General features: G+C 37.5%; 18 protein-coding genes, 1 other RNA gene and 1 pseudogene. 11 read left to right on the top strand and 9 right to left on the bottom strand.

Features of this window, described 5'->3' with window-relative positions:
• Positions 1-535: 535 nt before the first annotated feature.
• From phoU to gshB, 6 genes are all read right to left on the bottom strand, one after another.
• Entirely contained in the window at positions 536-1,258 is a 723-nt protein-coding gene (gene phoU, locus ME1_RS05415) for a phosphate signaling complex protein PhoU (RefSeq protein ID WP_004864364.1), read from the bottom strand.
• Between the two features lie 23 nt (positions 1,259-1,281).
• Positions 1,282-2,040 carry a phosphate ABC transporter ATP-binding protein PstB gene (gene pstB, locus ME1_RS05410; protein ID WP_004864363.1) on the bottom strand — a complete coding sequence of 253 codons (759 nt, stop codon included), beginning with the start codon at positions 2,038-2,040 and terminating at the stop codon, positions 1,282-1,284.
• Positions 2,041-2,082: 42 nt separating this feature from the next.
• Positions 2,083-3,375 (bottom strand): phosphate ABC transporter permease PstA, encoded by a 1,293-nt coding sequence (gene pstA / locus ME1_RS05405; RefSeq protein ID WP_004864360.1) that lies wholly within the window; start codon positions 3,373-3,375, stop codon positions 2,083-2,085.
• Positions 3,372-4,832: a phosphate ABC transporter permease subunit PstC gene (gene pstC / locus ME1_RS05400; RefSeq protein WP_004864358.1), complete on the bottom strand. Its 1,461-nt coding sequence runs from the start codon at positions 4,830-4,832 to the stop codon at positions 3,372-3,374. Before pstC ends, pstA begins: the two co-directional genes overlap by 4 nt.
• A gap of 62 nt (positions 4,833-4,894) precedes the next feature.
• Complete coding sequence (locus tag ME1_RS05395) at positions 4,895-5,938, bottom strand: PstS family phosphate ABC transporter substrate-binding protein (protein WP_004864356.1); 1,044 nt, start codon at positions 5,936-5,938, stop codon at positions 4,895-4,897.
• Between the two features lie 146 nt (positions 5,939-6,084).
• Positions 6,085-7,023 carry a glutathione synthase gene (gene gshB, locus ME1_RS05390; RefSeq protein WP_004864354.1) on the bottom strand — a complete coding sequence of 313 codons (939 nt, stop codon included), beginning with the start codon at positions 7,021-7,023 and terminating at the stop codon, positions 6,085-6,087.
• An 86-nt stretch (positions 7,024-7,109) separates the two neighbouring features.
• On the opposite strand from gshB, the gene ME1_RS05385 reads away from it, so the two are divergent.
• A complete protein-coding gene (locus ME1_RS05385; protein WP_004864353.1) occupies positions 7,110-7,850 on the top strand; it encodes a molybdopterin-synthase adenylyltransferase MoeB in 741 nt (246 codons plus the stop codon).
• 9 nt (positions 7,851-7,859) lie between these two features.
• Here ME1_RS05385 and ME1_RS08330 read toward each other — a convergent pair whose 3' ends face one another.
• From ME1_RS08330 to ME1_RS05380, 3 genes and pseudogenes are all read right to left on the bottom strand, one after another.
• The gene (locus ME1_RS08330; protein ID WP_280641462.1) at positions 7,860-7,994 is read right to left on the bottom strand and encodes a hypothetical protein; all 135 of its coding nucleotides are present in this window, start codon (positions 7,992-7,994) and stop codon (positions 7,860-7,862) included.
• Positions 7,995-8,537: 543 nt separating this feature from the next.
• Positions 8,538-8,975: pseudogene (locus ME1_RS08280) on the bottom strand (MFS transporter); the annotation flags it as partial.
• Positions 8,976-9,063: 88 nt separating this feature from the next.
• Positions 9,064-9,651 (bottom strand): c-type cytochrome, encoded by a 588-nt coding sequence (locus ME1_RS05380; RefSeq protein WP_004864351.1) that lies wholly within the window; start codon positions 9,649-9,651, stop codon positions 9,064-9,066.
• Positions 9,652-9,755: 104 nt separating this feature from the next.
• On the opposite strand from ME1_RS05380, the gene ME1_RS05375 reads away from it, so the two are divergent.
• The 10 genes from ME1_RS05375 (at position 9,756) to rimI (ending at position 18,654) form a co-directional block, all read left to right on the top strand.
• Positions 9,756-10,487, top strand: a complete 732-nt coding sequence (locus ME1_RS05375; protein WP_004864350.1) for a 3-deoxy-manno-octulosonate cytidylyltransferase — start codon at positions 9,756-9,758, stop codon at positions 10,485-10,487.
• Entirely contained in the window at positions 10,484-11,347 is an 864-nt protein-coding gene (locus ME1_RS05370) for a prephenate dehydratase (protein ID WP_004864348.1), read from the top strand. The genes ME1_RS05375 and ME1_RS05370 overlap by 4 nt, the downstream gene beginning before the upstream one ends.
• Before the next feature lie 411 nt (positions 11,348-11,758).
• A complete protein-coding gene (locus tag ME1_RS05365) occupies positions 11,759-12,166 on the top strand; it encodes a hypothetical protein (protein WP_004864345.1) in 408 nt (135 codons plus the stop codon).
• Between the two features lie 833 nt (positions 12,167-12,999).
• An RNA gene (gene ffs, locus ME1_RS07845) (signal recognition particle sRNA small type) lies at positions 13,000-13,097 on the top strand.
• Between the two features lie 281 nt (positions 13,098-13,378).
• Entirely contained in the window at positions 13,379-15,301 is a 1,923-nt protein-coding gene (locus ME1_RS05360) for a DNA polymerase III subunit gamma/tau (RefSeq protein WP_004864342.1), read from the top strand.
• Positions 15,302-15,315: 14 nt separating this feature from the next.
• Positions 15,316-15,639, top strand: coding sequence for a YbaB/EbfC family nucleoid-associated protein (locus tag ME1_RS05355; RefSeq protein ID WP_004864340.1), 324 nt, complete (start codon positions 15,316-15,318; stop codon positions 15,637-15,639).
• Positions 15,640-15,676: 37 nt separating this feature from the next.
• Positions 15,677-16,282, top strand: a complete 606-nt coding sequence (gene recR / locus ME1_RS05350) for a recombination mediator RecR (protein WP_004864338.1) — start codon at positions 15,677-15,679, stop codon at positions 16,280-16,282.
• A gap of 68 nt (positions 16,283-16,350) precedes the next feature.
• Positions 16,351-17,379, top strand: coding sequence for a YeiH family protein (locus ME1_RS05345; protein WP_004864337.1), 1,029 nt, complete (start codon positions 16,351-16,353; stop codon positions 17,377-17,379).
• A 100-nt stretch (positions 17,380-17,479) separates the two neighbouring features.
• A complete protein-coding gene (gene tsaB, locus ME1_RS05340; protein ID WP_004864335.1) occupies positions 17,480-18,163 on the top strand; it encodes a tRNA (adenosine(37)-N6)-threonylcarbamoyltransferase complex dimerization subunit type 1 TsaB in 684 nt (227 codons plus the stop codon).
• Positions 18,163-18,654 carry a ribosomal protein S18-alanine N-acetyltransferase gene (rimI, locus tag ME1_RS05335; RefSeq protein ID WP_035011734.1) on the top strand — a complete coding sequence of 164 codons (492 nt, stop codon included), beginning with the start codon at positions 18,163-18,165 and terminating at the stop codon, positions 18,652-18,654. Before tsaB ends, rimI begins: the two co-directional genes overlap by 1 nt.

The following is an 18,654-nucleotide window of genomic DNA, read 5'->3' as shown; positions in this document are numbered from 1 at the left end:
ATCTTGAAAGAAAGTATACGGTTAATTGTTACAACTTAGTAAAATTTTAATACAAAGAGTAACTAAAAGGTATTGACGTGAAATAAAAAAATCTCAATTTCAGATTAATATTGTCATTATTAATGACCAAATGTAGCTACACAATATCATCCATCATGCTTCAATCGCAATAAACTAATATGCTTCCAAAAGTTAACCAAGCAATTCTGTACATAAAAAAGATGGAAGTATGAAAACTATCTCTATTAATATTGAAGAAAAAACACAAATATCCCCTTAAATAAAAATTCAAACAAAACGATCAGAAAGAAGCTCCCCTTCTTGGCACAGTATAAATAAGGATGCCATTCTATATCCCAATATATCAAATTAAGAATTAAAAATCCGCAATCTTACCTTGAAAAGTCATACGTTATTCTTTGCTCTTGCCCATACCATAATACGTCCATTATATTCCTCTCACAGCCATACTGCAAAAAATGCCCAATGGTTTTATCTTTCATAAAAAGTACATTTCATACATTAAGAGAAAATTTCAATTTCTTTTCTTCTCCTCTAACCCAACTTTATAAGTAAGATCATCGCGAGGACGATCAGAAGACATATGGCAACCTGTTATGATATAATGGAGCATTTCCGCAATATTGGTGACATGATCCCCAATTCGCTCAATATTTTTTAAACAAAAAAGTAAATGCGTACAAACCGTAATATTACGCATATCTTCCATCATATAAGTCAAAAGCTCACGAAAAAGAGAGGTATAGAGAGCATCAATTTTACCATCACGCTCACGTACTGCATCAACACGCTCTAATAAACGGCTGGTGTAAGCACTCAATACTTCCTTTAACTGATTAAGTGCTAAGGCTGTAATCGTTTCAAACCCATGGTAAAAACCAGCTGATTGACGTGTTTCTGAAAGTGCTACCGTCCGTTTAGCAATGTTTTTAGCCATATCTCCAATCCGCTCAATATCAGAAGAGATACGAATGGCACCAATGATTTCACGCAGATCAACAGCCATCGGTTGACGTTTGCAAATAATGGTAATTGCTTTTTCATCAATGTCACGTTCTGCTTCATCTAAAAACAAATCATCAGCAATAACTGTCGCCGCAAGTTGAAGATCATTACATACAATTGATGCAACAGAACGTTCAATCATCCTTTCCGCATGCTCCCCCATTTCTGTAATTCTTGCTTTCAAATATTTTAATTCTGCATCATAAGAACGGACAGTATGATTTTTAGACATATTTGACATACTCCTCAATTTACCTATCCAAAGCGCCCCGTAATATAATCTTGCGTACGTTGTTCTTTTGGTGAGGTGAAGATCATTTCAGTCGCACCAACTTCTACCAAATGCCCCAAATGAAACATGGCCGTATATTGTGAAACTCGTGCTGCCTGTTGCATGGAATGTGTGACAATAACAATTGTATAATTTTGTCGTAATGCATCGATAAGTTCTTCAATACGTGCCGTCGCAATGGGATCAAGAGCAGAGCAAGGTTCATCCATCAAAATAACTTCAGGACTAACAGCAATAGCACGTGCAATACATAAGCGCTGTTGCTGCCCTCCTGATAAACTTGTTCCTGCCTCATGGAGTCGATCTTTTACTTCTTCAAATAAACCTGCCTGCCTTAAACTTTTTTCAACCACATCATGCAATTCAGCACGCGATTTGACTAAACCGTGAATGCGTGGCCCATACGCAACATTCTCAAATATAGATTTTGGAAAAGGGCTAGGCTTTTGAAAAACCATCCCTACACGGGCGCGCAATTCTACAACATCAATTTGCGAGTCATAAATATTTTCCCCATCTAAGGTAATAAGACCCGTTATTTTAGCGCCTTCAATCGTATCATTCATACGATTAAAACAACGCAAAAAAGTCGACTTTCCGCAACCTGAAGGACCAATCAAAGCCGTAACCTGATGTTCAGGAATGTCAAGAGTAATACCATGAAGTGCTGCTTTACCTCCGTAAGAAACCTTCACATCTTGACCACGCATTTTAATTTTCATTACAAAAAATCACCTTACTTTAAAACACAAACCTTATCGAAGTTATTTGCGTCGTTCAAATCGTCGACGTAAAAAAACGGCAGAAATATTCATGATTGCAAGAAAAATCATTAATACAATAATAGCACCCGAAGTCTTTTCAACAAAAGCGCGTTCTGCTTCACCCGCCCACATAAAAATCTGAACAGGCAAAGCTGTTGCTGGATCCATGGGTGTCGTAGGAATGTTTACAACAAAAGCAACCATTCCAATCAACAGCAAAGGTGCCGTTTCACCTAAAGCCTGAGCTACACCAATAATTGTACCAGTCAAAATACCAGGAGCTGCTAAAGGAACAACATGATGAAAAACCATTTGGGTTTTCGATGCCCCTAACCCTAAAGCTGCCGCGCGAATAGAGAGAGGAACAGCGCGCAAAGCAGAACGCGTTGCAATAATAACTGTTGGGAGAGTCATAAGAGCCAACACAAGCCCACCAACAAAAGAAGCTGAACGTGGTAACCCCAAAAAATTAACAAAAACAGCAAGCCCTAACAGACCAAAAACAATCGAAGGAACAGCGGCAAGATTATTGATATTAACTTCAATAAAATCTGTAAACTTATTTTTGCGTGCGTATTCTTCAAGATAAAGAGCTGTTGCTATTCCTATTGGGAGTGAAACCACTAAAACGATGGCTATCATGTAAAGAGAACCTATTATCGCAACCCCTAATCCCGCGGTCTCAGCACGACTTGAAGCACCAAATGAAAAAAAACCAAAATTAAATGTTTTATAAAGTGTACCATCATCTGCTAAGCGTTTCATCCATTCTACTTGGCGATTAGAAACTTTGCGTTTTTTTTCTGCTACCTGCAAATCAATTTGTCCTTTATAAGCAGAATCAATATCCGCCGCTGCCAAAACTTTGATTTTTTGTGTTGTCCCAATCAGCTTTGGATTCTTTGTCACCATTTCACGCAACTGAACACGTACCCTCTTTGAAAACATACGGTTAATATCTCGTAGTGATACTCGATCATTTTGATCTATCTCAAGTTTTTTTGCCAAAGCATTGCGTACAAGAAGGGGATAATTGGCAGTAATGAGTACCTGTGGATTTGTTTCATGCTGACCACTTGGATCAATGATCTTCTCATCCAAATAAATTGATAATGTCATTTCACTTTGAAAAAAAGCTGTATAACCTTGACTAATAACAGACCATAAAAGCGCAAACAAAAAAAAGAGACCAATAAAAATGGCAGTCAAACCATACGCACGGAAACGACGTTCAGCCCAATATCGGCGTTTGAGAACAATATTGCGACGAGGAATAAGAAAATCTTCATTCATTCATATTGTTCCCGATATTTACGCACGATGTAAAGAGCAAGAATATTCATCAAAAGCGTCATCACAAAAAGTGTCATCCCTAAGGCAAAAGCAACAAGAGTTTGGGGGGAATTAAACTCAAAATCACCTGTCAATTGATTAACAATCTTAACGGTCATTGTAGTCATTGCTTCAAAGGGATTAAACGTTAAGTTCGCGGCAACACCTGCCGCTAAAACTACAATCATCGTTTCTCCAATTGCACGTGAAGCTGTCAACAAAATCGCTCCCATAATCCCTGGAAGTGCTGCCGGTATAACAACTTTTTTAATCGTTTCAGATTGTGTTGCTCCTAAACCATAAGATCCTTCGCGTAAAATGCGTGGAACAGCCGTAATAACATCATCTGATAAAGAGGAAACAAAAGGAATCAACATAATTCCCATCACAACTCCAGCTGTTAAAACACTTTGGGCCATAATAAAACCAACACCACCAGAGAGAGAAACAGAGAGATCACGTAAAAAAGGTCCAACAACCTTCAAAGCAAAAAAGCCATAAACAATGGTTGGAATGCCAGCAAGCACTTCTAACAATGGTTTTACAATTGACCGTACGCGAGTAGAAGCATATTCAGCCATATAAACAGCTGAAAATAATCCTATAGGAACAGCAAAAAGCATTGCGACAAATGCAATATAAAGCGTGCCTGCCAGAAGTGGTATAAGACCGAATTGTCCTACTTCATTGCTTGAACCGCTCGCTGAAAAACGCGGATCCCAAACCGTTCCAAAAAAGAAATTTGAAAAGGGTACAGACTGAAAAAAACTTATCGTTTGAAAGAACATGGAAAGTGCAATAGCTGCTGTTGTTAAAACAGCAACTATAGATGCACAAATCAACCCAAAAACAATCAAACACTCAACCTTATTGCGTGCACGCTGACGTGGAGAAATTTGTATAATTCCACAGATAAAACCAAAGGATGCAATGATAAAAAGGAAACCATAACCGACTAGCCGTAGCTTTTCAGAAGAAGAAACCCATGACTGTGCTATTTTTAAAACATCATCTGATGCTTCAGGAGGCAAAACAAATCCCTTTGCAAATAATTGTGCCCGTACCTCTTCACACGAAGCAGTAACCCAATTCCCTTCAAAGCGGTGAAACATTTTCACTAAACTTCGAATGGTTCCCAAAATAAGGTCATGATTTACACGCTCTGTCGCATACGCACTATATGCTCTAACCTCTTGAGAAATGCTATACTCTAAATAAATTGCACTCCCACCATTCCAGAAAATGAAAAGAATAAGAGCTGGAATAACAGTGATCAAAAATGTCCACCAGCCGTAGTAATACGCACGAGAATGCATTTTATATTGTGCATACTCAAGAGTGCGAGCCCGCATATAAGAAATACAAAAGCCAACAAAACCAAGAGAAAACAGGAGAAAAATAATGAAGGAAATGCGCATATTCTCTTTCAATGTTTACAAAAAAGTAGCATAGAAAACCCTTACACTGCAAATTCAAAGAATTATTCCAAAGTCATCACTCTCCCAGAAGAAAAAGCAGAACGCTGTGCTTGTCTTTCTTTTTCAGAAGCCACAACCAAACCATATTCAGCCAAGGGGCCATCTGGACCAATCATCTGATCAGAAAGAAAAAAGTCAACATATTCCCGCAAACCAGGAATGAGACTTAAATGCGCTTTCTTAATATAGAAAAAAAGTGGACGCGAAACCGGATATTCGCCACGTGTAATTGTTTCAACAGTTGGCACAAAACCATTAATATCTGCAACCTTTAGCTTATCAGCGTTATTTTCATAAAAAGACAAACCAAAAACACCAATCCCTGTTTTATTAGAAGTGAGACGCGCCAATGTTTCAGAATAATCGCCATCAATATCAATAACTTTTCCATCTTTACGCACAGCAACACAAGCAACGTGTATCGCCTTATCATCCATCCCTAAAGTTTTCATTTCTTCAATTGCTCCACTTTCCTTACAGCCTTCAGCTAGCAATTTTTCTTCAAAAACTTCACGGGTTCCGTGCTTTTCTCCAGGAATATAAGCTGCTATTGTCCAATTAGGAAGAGCGCTATTGACCGCATTCCATTTTGGAAGGTTATTGGGTTGTAATTTTCCGTCTATAATAATCCGCGCCGCAAGTGCCTTATACACATCTTTTGGCTGCAATTTCCAATCAGGGCCATTGATATCTGTCGCTAAGACAATTCCATCATAGCCAATGCGTATTTCCTCTACATCTTTTACACCAGCATCAAAACAAGATTGCAATTCACTTGGCTTTATTGCCCGCGAAGCATTCACGATATCAATTGTGTTCTCCCCAATACCACGGCAAAATTCCTTAATTCCAGCACCTGAACCACCCGATTCAATAATTGGAACCTTAAAATGAGGATAAGTTTCTCCAAATATCTCAGAAACGATTTTTTGATAAGGTAAAACTGTAGATGAACCAGCAATCTGAATTTGATCACGTGCATTGCCAACACCTGTCAACACAATTGCAAAAACCAGTCCCATTCCAACTGATAATAGTTTGCTCATCCATAAACTCCTTAAGTAATGTCAACTAAGGTCTCTTATTTGCCCTATAAATTTAAAGTGTAGTTCACATTTGCAATATAACAAACATAAAAAAAGCAACATTCATAATTTTTCTGAAAAAACTATATTGCTCTGTGCAAACAAATTTAATGTGAACATTTTAATTCAACAATATCCCAGAAAAGATGAGCAATATCCGTGCCACCAAAACGTTTAATTTCACGAATTCCAGTCGGAGATGTCACATTGATTTCGGTGATATAATCTCCAATCACATCAATTCCTACAAAAAGAAGTCCACGCTCCCGTAAAGCTGGAGCAATACGCTCGCAAATTTCATAATCACGTTTTGTTAAGTCAATATTTTCTGCGCGACCTCCAACATGCATATTAGAGCGAATCTCTGTTTCTGCAGCAATCCTATTAATCGCTCCAACAGGGGTCCCATCAAGGAGAATAATTCGCTTATCGCCTTTTTGTACTGCCTCTAAATAGCGCTGCACAATAAAAGGTTCACGATAAATTTGTGCAAACATTTCCAAGAGCGATGCCAAATTACGATCATCCTTTTTCAAATGAAAAACACCAGCTCCCCCATTGCCATAGAGTGGTTTAATAATGATATTGCCAAACGTAGCTCTAAAGTCCATTATTTCTTCAATGTCTTTTGTAATTAACGTCTCTGGCATTAAATCAGGAAATTCAGTCACAAAAATTTTTTCTGGACTATTGCGCACCCATGCTGGATCATTCACAACGAGCGTCTTAGGATGAACGCGTTCTAACAAATGCGTCGTAGTAATATAATTGAGATCAAAGGGGGGATCTTGACGTAAAAGAACCACATCCATATCCACTAACTGTGTGCGAAAAGACTTCTCTAATTCATAATGCTTCCCCTCTTCATCATGTACCGTCAATGGCTCTACCCGTGCAATGACACAACCATCGCGCATAGATAAACTGTCTGGTGTGTAATGAAAAAGAGAATGTCCGCGCTCTTGCGCTGCTAAAGCAAGTGCAAATGTCGTATCTCCTTGTATCCGAAGTGTTGAAATATGATCCATCTGAATGGCAATTTTCATGAATAAAACCTCCCTTACTAAAAGTAGACTAGTCTATGCGCTCTAAACTTAGTAAACAATAAAAGAACTATGACAAGAGAACGATCATGATACAAGAAGCAGATACAAAATTAAGTAATGAAGAAATAGAACGCTATGCACGCCATATTATTGTTCCTGAAATTGGTGGTGCGGGGCAACAAAAACTGAAAGCTGCGCGCATCCTTGTTATTGGCGCGGGTGGTCTTGGAGCTCCTGTCCTCACCTATTTGGCTGCCGCAGGCGTTGGTACTCTTGGAATTGTTGATGATGATATCGTTTCACTTTCCAATTTACAACGCCAAGTTATTCATAAAACCAGCACAATTAATCAATTCAAAACCGATAGTGCTAAAGCTTCTATAAAAGCAATAAATCCCCATGTTATAGTTGAAAAACATAACATGCGCTTAGATAAAAGTAATGTGGATAAACTACTAAACGCCTATGATATCATTGTTGATGGTAGTGATAACTTTACCACACGCTATCTGCTTGCCGATCATGCTGCTCAATGCAAAAAACCTTTAATAAGTGGTGCTGTAGGACGGTTTAACGGTTCACTAACGGTGCTTATGCCCTATAAAGACAATAATCCTCATTATCGCGACCTCTTCCCCAACCCACCTGCTCCAGAAACTCTTTCAACATGTGCTGAAACTGGAATTATTGGTGTTTTACCCGGAGTTATCGGAACACTCCAAGCAATGGAAGCTATTAAACTGATCACAAACATCGGTGAACCCTTAGTGGGGAAAATTCTTCTCTATAATGGTTTGTTAGCTCAATTTAATATCATCACTTATTAATATCATCACTTATAAACGGTCAGATCCCGACGAGAATGCAACAACCATCAAGGTTTGCATATAAGAATTTTGGGGGACAAGAAAAATACGATCAAGCAAAACCATATTCAACCATTCCTCCATTGTGCGTGACAATCGCTTCATGTGCAAGCGCTTAAGCGATTTTCAAATCATGACTTACTAAACAGATAACCCAAGTAATATTTCTGTTGTAAATGGTGCAAAAAAGTAATGATCTGTGCACACTCACATAAAGAGAAGACGTTGTGGTTTATCAAGCATGATAAAGTGTAGTTTGATGATGATTGCACACGCAAGAGTGATCCGTTGTCTCTTTCTACCATGAAAAAACTCATGTGGATAACGTAGCGAGAAAAAGGAGCCATCAATCTCATGAAAACTTAATATATCAATGATCTCCCCTTTTTCCTTATCCTCACCACTTTTGAAAAGGTTCTTTTCTTTACACTCTTGAGTAAAAACAAAAAAGAAAGCTTAGAAACTATGTTCGATGAAATAAACCAGATTTAGCAATACAGAATTCTGGATGATTTCAGTGCGCTTCATTCAGTCATTTACGACATAGAAAAATTCTGATAAGAAGTTATTATATTTCATTAGTAATGATACACCCTCGTTTTTTTGATCTATGAAACTTCAGAAACAATCACTTTTTCAACTGTATTTTTATATCATTTTTTTCAAAATAGATTTACCAGAGAGCGATATCCACTTGATGGTGACCCAACCACACATGAAAAAGGTTAAAGTTGGTAGTACAAGGTAATAAGACGGTGAAATTTTGACAGGGAGAAATGAAATAACGCTTAATGATGCTCTTGAAAATATTCTTCTGCTAAAAGATGCAACACCGATAATGCCAGAAATATGTTGGTTTTTTTGGTTAAGCTCTGAGAAAAATAAACTCTTTGCTCCTATCGGCACAGTGCAAATAAATCCATAAATGAACGAAAATGCGATAATTGACGCAACAACTTGACTGCTCTGAACGAAAAATTAAAGCGCCATACACATGAAGAACGAGAAACATTTTATAGAATTCTTATATTTTTTATCAAGTGCGTGATATTTTGACATCAATGAATTGGAAAAATATTGAATAGAACTCTTTAGAAGCCAGAAAATACCTCAATGCATATTAAGGCTCTCTTTTACCTTAGGAAAAATAAGCTAAACTTGGTTTGGTAATGATTTATTCTTGAAATGGTTTATCTTTTGTTTGATCGAGTTCACCCTCTTTATTACTCATTGGTAAAGGAACAGGATGATCAGATAAACTGCGTAAATAAAGCAAAAGATCAGAACGATCTTGATCATTTTTGATCCCACGAAAAGACATGATTGTTCCTGGAAATACTGTACGTGGCGATTGTATATAACGATCTAAAGTTGCAAAATCCCATCTTTGATCAGAATTTGCACGTAACGCCCGTGAATAAACAAAATCTGGCGCCGCTGCCAAAGGGCGGTTTACTATATCCCAAAGCACTGGGCCAACACGGCTAGATTTATTGCGTCCAGAAGTATGGCATATAGCACATTGGCGAAAAATCTTACGGCCATTTTCAAGACTACCCTGTTGAAGACGATCATACAGTGACAAAGAATTGTCAGACGTTTTCTGCTTCTCTTTGAACTCATCCTTCTTTGTAGCTGTATGAGAATGTTGAACCGGAGTAGAATAATCGTAAATTATATTGCTCAGTGTGGAAATTCCCACTAAAATCATCAGCACAAAGAAACAAGCAAAAATGAAATAAATGACTGTCGAGCGATTCATAAAAACTTAAACGTTCATCCTTTCATTACCATTTTTAGTTTAAGCTTTTTCCTTACAACATACAATATTATAAATACATTACACACGGCATTTGGAACTTTGCAATGGCACTTGAACCTATTATTCTTATTCCTGCCCGTATAGGCTCAACCCGTCTACCTAAAAAAGCTCTTGCTGATATTGCCGGAAAGCCGATGATTGTTCATGTTGCGGAACAAGCAAAAAAAGCTGCAATAGGACGTACTCTCGTTGCAACAGATCATAATGACATTGCCAAAGTTGTCACAACTTACGGGCATGAATGTATCATGACATCTCGCGATCATAAATCTGGATCCGATCGGATTTATGAAGCTTTAACCCATATTGATCCTAAACAACGCTACAATGTTATTGTGAATTTACAAGGTGATCTGCCAACAATAACGCCTCATGAAATCATGAGTACTTTACGCCCTCTAGAAAATAGCTTCACTGATATTGCGACCTTGAGTGCTAAAATTGTTGAGGAAGATGAAAAGATAAATCCGAATGTTGTCAAAATTATTGGTACACCGCTTTCTCAAAATCGCCTTCGTGCTCTTTATTTTACCCGTGCAACAGCACCCTATGGGGAAGGACCCCTTTTCCATCATATTGGAATCTATGCCTATCGACGCGAAGCACTTGAAAAATTTGTCGCGCTTAAACCCTCTCCACTCGAGCAACGTGAAAAACTTGAACAATTACGTGCACTAGAGCATAATATGCGTATTGATGTAGAAATAGTAAATACAATTCCCTTAAGCGTCGATACGCAAAGGGATCTTGAGAAAGTACGCAAGATTTTAGCATGAACACACTGAGAAAAAACAATAAAATCTCTTTCCAAGGAGAATATGGGGCAAATTCCCATATTGCTTGCTCTAATATGTTTCCCGATATGGAAGCTATACCTTCTACTACTTTTGAAGATGCCCTTCACTTGGTCGAAAGTGGCCATACTGATCTGGCAATGATTCCTATTGAAAATACTCTTGCTGGACGTGTTGCAGATATTCATCATCTGTTACCGCAATCTTCCCTCTATATTATTGGTGAATATTTTTTGCCTATCCATTTTCAACTCATGGCTTTACCTGGCGTTACGCATGAAGAAATTAAAACTGTCCACAGCCATACACATGCGCTTGCACAATGCCGTAAAATCATCCGTAAAAATGGCTGGATACCTGTTACTTCTGCTGATACAGCTGGAGCTGCAAAATTTATTAAAAAAAATGCAAATCGTTCACAAGCAGCCTTAGCTCCTTTGATTGCGGCAGAACTCTATGGACTTGATATTCTTGAGAGAAATGTTGAAGATAGTCCCCATAACATTACCCGTTTTGTCATCCTTTCGCGTTCTCAACAACATGTGCCAAAACCCAAAAATGGAGAAAAAATCATCACGAGTCTTCTTTTCAGAGTGCGCAATGTACCAGCTGCCCTTTACAAAGCTCTGGGAGGATTTGCTACAAACGGTATCAATATGACAAAATTAGAAAGCTACCAAATTGGTGGCAATTTCAATGCAACACAATTTTTTGTTGATCTTGAAGGACATCCTGAAGATCCCATGATGCAACTCGCCTTGGAAGAACTCTCTTTCTTTTCTGCTGAACTTCGTATTATTGGCATTTATCCTGCTAAGAACGATCGAACACCACATGTATGACAGATCATTAAATTGTATAATTTTTCGTGGACAAAAAAGAATATTTTGTAAAGCCCGTAATATAACTCTCCTAAAAAACATGTCCTCTTTCTTCTGAAAGAACTTGATAATGAATTCTGAAAAAAAATCGAAACAGCACCTCTTAAAGGAATATTTAAATTATTCGCAATACCTTTATAAATGAAATAACAGAGCATGACTTCATGCACGAACAGAAAATAATTTAAATTGCTTACAGAATATAACAGACAATAATGCTTTCAATTGTCTTGGATTTTAATAAGGATCAAACTAATTTTTATAAAATGAGAAAATGCCGTTAGGCCTGCTTTATATATTAAATTTGACCTTTCATATTTACGAAAACTGATTTACAATTAGTCTTACTTTGGGGTGATTAAAGGGAAAAAAATGAAAAAAAATTTCAGTAAAGGATTATTAGCTGCCAGTATTCTTGTTTACTCCAGTGTTGCATTTGCTGGATTTGGTGAGAAAGAGTGGGATTTTGCGCCAGGTGAAAGTGCTAAGATTGGTGCGCCCGATAAGATGCATCACGGTGTTGAATATTCTTGTAAAATATTTAAGCCCAAGAAAGCGTCTTTTACTTTATCTTACTCTTCCCCTTCTGACTTAGAAAAATTAAAAATTGTTGCTGATGATGAGAAAAAAATAACGCATGATAAAAAACATCAAATCTTTAGGCTTAAAGGTGTAAAATCTCTCACTATAAGCTTCCCTCCATCAGGGAATTATGTTTTTAAAAATGTTACGAAGAAAAGAATTATTGGAAAAAATTGTGATACAGGGGATTATGATTGATAATCTTTCCAAGAACATCTAATTTTGTATAAATTTCTGCAATTATTGAAATAAGCTTTTTAAAAATCGTATGTGGTAAGTTATCAGAGCGATTTTTCAATAAAAGCATCATATTCATCTTTGCAATTGAACCATCTCAAAATTATAATAAATTACACTGTAAATCACATACATAAAAAGTAACAAAAAACTGCTTTGGTCCTGTAAGAGTGTTCCAGATCTTGTCCAATATAAGAACATATAGAATAACAGATATGTCCTGTTAATAAAAAATGAATGTCACAACACACACGAGAAGTCCTCGCCTTATTTTATTTTAATCATGCTAAAATCATACGATTGAGCTGTGTTTAAACTACATTTCTCTCAGTTTACGCAAAGAAAGATTAACTTTACTGTTTCTCTAACTGTTCAAAATTCTGTTCAAAATTCATCAGTCCCCTAAAGCGATATAATCTGAATTACGTTATCATTATTCTAGCAACAATATTTCTCCTAAGTTTTCAATTTCAATTCATTAAATAGGATGTATACTTCATCTCCCCCTTTTTGCAGCTACAAGTTTCTATAAATGTTGAATAACTTCAAAAAAAAATACCCCTCTCCGAAAATCCCAAAATAGATCTCGATCAATCAGCAATTCCTGAAAATAAACACTCTGTTTATAGCCAATAAATAGAGTGCACTCTTCCAATGAAAATGAATGAATCTTCATCCTCTTTTAGTTGTCCATAGATGCAAAAATGAAGCTCAAAGAAAAAAATCTTTGTCATTCTTATTATAATTTTGTTTCTTAGCTTGATTTTTCATTCTAAATCGACAATATGAGCTTGGGAGGTTGGTGATGGACGAACTGCTCGCCAACCGGGTCAGGTCTGGAAAGAAGCAGCCCCAACGAGTTCTGGTACGGGTCATCGTACCAGCCTCCTTTATTATCAGGTAGATCATATCTTTGTCATTTCTTACAGAAAGCAATGTTGCTGACATTGCAGAAAATTTTCAAGCAGCAGTTTTTAGTGAAGCATTTTGAATTTTCAAAGTGGCGTTACGCATAAGCAGAGAGAAAATTTGGCTCTCTTTAAACAAATTGTCCCGTTCTTTCAAAAAATAAATTGATTGAGAAAAAATCCTTTTATATTAAAGTACAGTATTAATCTGTGCCTTTGTATTATTGGAATGTACGCATAAAGAGCTTCAAAATTGGAATCGTTGATGGAAAATACGCCGGTAGAAACGACCTATCGTGTTCTTGCTCGCAAATATCGACCTCAAAATTTCTCTGATCTTATTGGTCAAGAAGCAATGGTGCGTACCCTCACGAATGCCTTTGAAACAGGTCGTATTGCACAAGCGTGGATGCTCACAGGAATTCGCGGAGTGGGTAAAACCACAACAGCGCGTATTTTAGCACGTGCCCTCAACTACAAAACAAAGGATATTAACCAACCAACAACTCTATTAAATGCGCTTGGTGAACATTGTACACAAATTATTGAAGGACGCCATATCGATGTTATAGAAATGGATGCGGCTTCACATACAGGTATTGACGATATTCGTGAAATTATTGAACAAATACGTTATCGCCCTGTTTCTGCACGCTATAAGGTTTATATTATTGATGAAGTACATATGCTTTCAACACAAGCATTTAACGGCTTATTGAAAACGCTTGAAGAACCACCAGCGCATGTGAAATTTATTTTTGCAACCACAGAAATTCGCAAAGTTCCTATTACAATTCTTTCACGTTGCCAACGTTTTGATCTACGGCGTGTTGAATCAGCAGTTTTAAGTGCGCATTTGCGCCAAATTGCAAAATATGAAAATGTAGAAGTGGAAGATCAAGCACTCTCTATGATCGCTCGTGCTGCTGAAGGCTCTGTACGTGATGCACTGTCCATTTTTGATCAAGCAATTGCACATAGTAACGGCAATGTCAGTGCTATTGCTGTGCGCACAATGTTAGGATTAGCTGATCAAGCACGTATTATTGATCTCTTTGAATTCATTATGAAGGGCAATGTTGTAGATGCATTGCATGAATTACGCAGCCAATATGATGCAGGTGCAGATCCTCTCACTATATTAACAGAATTAGCTGATTTCAATCATCTGGTTACACGTCTACGTTTTACTCCAAAGATAGCCGAAGATCTCTCGCTTACTGAAAATGAACGTTTAAGAAGCCTCGATTTTTCACAAAAACTTTCCATCCCTGTTTTATCTAGAAACTGGCAGATGTTACTCAAAGGTTTACAGGAAGTTAGTCAAACTGCACATCCGCTTCAAGCTGCTGAAATGTTACTAATTCGTCTTGCACATACGGCTGATCTTCCAACTCTTGATGAAGCTTTGAAAAAGCTTACCCAAGAAAAAACATCTCTCACAAACGTTCCAAATGCTTCTCATCAAGAAGTCACAAATGCAAATAATACGACAAAAGAAACAGCTGTATATACCCCTTCTGCCCCAAATGTTTCAAAAAAAATAGCAAATCAATCAGATTTAAAAACACCATTGAGAAATCAATTAGACCACTCCTTACAATCAAAAGATTCGGTTGAAATTCAAACTCCTGAAAGAACAAAATCTCTTGAAACTTCTCAATCTGTTGACCTTTCTGAAAATATTGCGAATTTACCACATTCCTCCACGCAAACAGCAAAAGAAATTTTTGAACCGCAAACTGTCGTTATTAATTCCTTGCACGATATTGTTAAATTAGCTGAACAGTATAATGAATTTTCTTTCAAAATCCTTGTTAAAGAATTCGTTCATCCTGTTTCTTTTAAACCAGAGCATATTACCTTAAGGCTTTCTGAAGATGCTCCGCATTCACTTGCTCGCGATATAGAAAAAAACCTTTTCCAATGGACTGGGAAACGCTGGACAATAACCTTCATTAATGAAGGAGGAGGACCAACCCTACAAGAAGAAAGTGTGGCTATCCAAAAGACTCTTTTTTCCAATGCACAAGCAGATCCCGATATCATAAAAATACTCAACCATTTCCCAGAAGCAAAAATTGTCGATATTCGCCTGAATAAACAAGAACACGATCTTGATTTGCTCCCCAATACCTTTAAAAATACTGATACTTTTAAAAATGAAAGTGATATCAATGATGAATAAGGATACCTATTCCTATGCGTAACATGATGAACATGATGAAAAAAGCCAAAGAAGTGCAAGAAAAAATGCAGAAAATGCAAGAGGAAATGGCAAATATGCAAGCTATTGGCTCTGCAGGCGGCGGTCTTGTCAGCATCACCTTAAATGGCAAAAATGCTATAATAGCGATTCAAATTGATCCTTCATTACTCAATCCTGAAGAAGCTGAAATTCTTGAAGATCTCATTGTAGCAGCTCATAATGAAGCTAAAATGAAAATTGAAATTGCTATAGAAGAAAAAACCAAAAGTATAGCAGCAGGACTACCACTCCCATCGGGTTTAAAACTGCCACTCTAAATGAACTGGATTGCATTAAATCTCGGGGGATAAAAGTATGTCTAAATATATTGCAGGACCTGAAATTGAGCGTCTCATTCAGCTTTTAACGCGAATACCAGGTCTTGGTCCACGTTCAGCACGTCGTGCTGCGCTTCACCTTATTAAAAAAAAGGAGTCCTTATTGGAACCTTTAGGAGCAGCAATCCAAGCAGCTGTAGAAAAAGTCGGTCTTTGTTCTGTTTGTGGAAATGTAGATACAACTGATCCCTGTTCAATTTGTACAGATCCCCGCCGTGATGATACAACAATTATTGTTGTTGAGGATATTGCTGATCTCTGGGCTCTTGAACGCGCAAAAACTTTAGCAGCACGTTATCATGTACTAGGCGGGCGACTTTCTCCATTAGATGGAATAGGTCCAGATGAACTCAACATCGCTCCCTTAGTACAGCGTGTTGTAAAAAACCAAATTACAGAGATTATTCTAGCCGTTAATGCCACTGTTGAAGGACAGACAACTGCACACTATATCACTGACCAACTTTCCAATTTCCCCGTTAAAATTACTCGGCTTGCTCATGGAGTGCCAGTAGGAGGTGAATTGGATTATCTGGATGATGGAACCTTGGCTGCTGCCTTACAAGCAAGAACAAATCTTTAAAACTACCCTTACTTAATTATCACCCTTTCTGTCCATTATTGCTCTTAATTTTTAGGAAGACATCAAAAATGCCAAAGAAAAGTCCCTCTCTTTTAAACGATTTTGGCCCTGGCATTCTCGCATGTCTGCTCATATCTGCCTTAGCTTATGGTTTGGAATTTTTAGAAAAACAGCTTCTTGCAGAGACATGGCTTGAAAGTCTTGTTTTAGCAATCCTACTAGGCTCCATTGCCCGCAGTTGTTTTACTTTTCCAAAATATTTTCAAAAAGGTATAAACTTTTGCGCAAAAACACTTCTCGAAATTGCTATTGTTCTTCTCGGTGCAAGCATTAGCATCCATGCTGTTCTTTCAGCCGGTTGGAATTTGCTTGCTGGCATCGTATTCATTATATTTATAACGATTCTTATCAGTTTTGCTGTTGGACGACTTTGTGGACTTTCTTCGCATTTAGCAATGTTGGTTGCTTGTGGTAACGCCATTTGTGGTAATTCAGCTATTGTTGCAACTGCTCCCGTCATCAATGCGAAACACGAAGATGTAGCCGCGTCAATTGCCTTTACCGCTCTTTTAGGCGTTCTTATCATTTTACTTCTACCCTTTTTACAGACACTGCTCCACTTATCATTTAGCCAATACGGCGTGCTTGCAGGCATGGTTGTTTATGCTGTACCACAAGTTTTAGCCGCAACAGCTTCTGTCTCTTTTGTAAGTGTTCAAATTGCAACAATTGTCAAATTAGTACGGGTTTTAATGTTAGGCCCTGTTATTTTTACTCTATCAATTATTTATCGCCGATCAGCACAGACACGCTTGCGTATACATACACTTGTTCCGTGGTTTATCATTGGTTTTATTATCATGATGCTTGTCCGCTCAAGCGGACTTATTCCTACAACAGCTATTAACCCTATAAAAACTATCGCTCAGATGTTCACTATCATTTCAATGGCAGCCTTGGGATTAGGGGTTGATATCCGCTCATTAAAAAAAGCAGGATGGCGTGTTATTTTAGCATCAACCTGCTCAATACTCATTCTTGCTGCTTGCAGTCTTATTATGATAAAATTAATTGATTTAAAACATATCATGTTTTGAAACTGCATCTTTTTAAAAAATATTGCAACATACTCAATAAAATAAACAGGACTAAAAAATACAGTAGTCTTTTAACCCATTATTCAATGAGAATATTTTTATGCTTATCCTTGCTATAGACACTGCTTCAATCTATTGTGCGGTTGCGCTCTTTCATCATAAATCTGTCATTGCCCATATCAGCGAACGTATGAATAAAGGACATGCTGAAAAACTCATTGGATACATTGCACAAGTAACTGACCAAGCTAATATGTCTCTTAATCAGGTTGATCGCATTGCTGTCAATATTGGACCTGGATCCTTCACCGGTGTGCGTGTAGGTGTTTCAACAGCAAGAGCTTTGGCACTCGCACTCAAAATACCAGCTGTTGGAGTCAGTGCATTTGAAGCGTTAGCAGCACAGATAAGCAATAAAAACACCACATCGGCCATCACTGTTGTTATTGAAGCCGGAAGAGACATGTTCTACCATCAAGACTTCAATAATGATCTTACACCTTTAGGGACACCTGGCTTAAAAACAATTGAAAATATTATCGAAGATTTACCACAACAAACGACATTAATTGGTCCAGCAGCTGATATCATAGCGCTATACATAAAAAATAATAAAGTAAACAAAACAATCGTGCGAGATAAAATTCTCTGCGAAGCAGCTGATATTGTAAACTATGCCCACCTTGCCGCAAATAAAAAACCACAAGATCCGCCCCGTCCACTGTATTTACGCAATGCTGACGCAAAACAACAAACGGGTTTTATTTTACCGCGAAAAAAATGATGTTCAAATTTTCATTGACAAAAAAACATTTTTGGATTGCTCCACTCCAAGCTGATGATAGTACTTCCCTCCACCAAATTCATCAGCATTGTTTTGTCCCTGCTTGGGGAAAACAGGCTTTTGATAATTTCTTAACAGATACCTCTATCTTCGGATACAAAGCCTCTTTCATTGGTCAACCAGATCAAATGTTAGGCTTTTGCCTATGCCGTCTCATTCTTGATGAAGCAGAAATTATCACTATTGCTGTTCACCCTCATTTTCGTCGAAAAGGAATTGGCACCTTGCTTATCGATAGCACACTCCGCCATCTTCACCACGAACGCGCTATAAAATTGTTCTTGGAAGTAGAAGAAACAAATCTGTCTGCTTTAAACCTTTATCAACATTTCGAATTTCAGAAAATTTCTAAACGACCTGCTTACTACCAATCAAAAAATAGCCGCACAGATGCAATCATTATGCAAAAAACTTTTCAGCAAACAGATTGA

Origin of the sequence: Bartonella vinsonii subsp. arupensis OK-94-513, from assembly GCF_000278235.1 — a bacterium.
GTDB classification, from domain to species: Bacteria; Pseudomonadota; Alphaproteobacteria; order Rhizobiales; family Rhizobiaceae; genus Bartonella; species Bartonella arupensis.
This window is presented reverse-complemented; position numbering and strand designations above follow the sequence as displayed.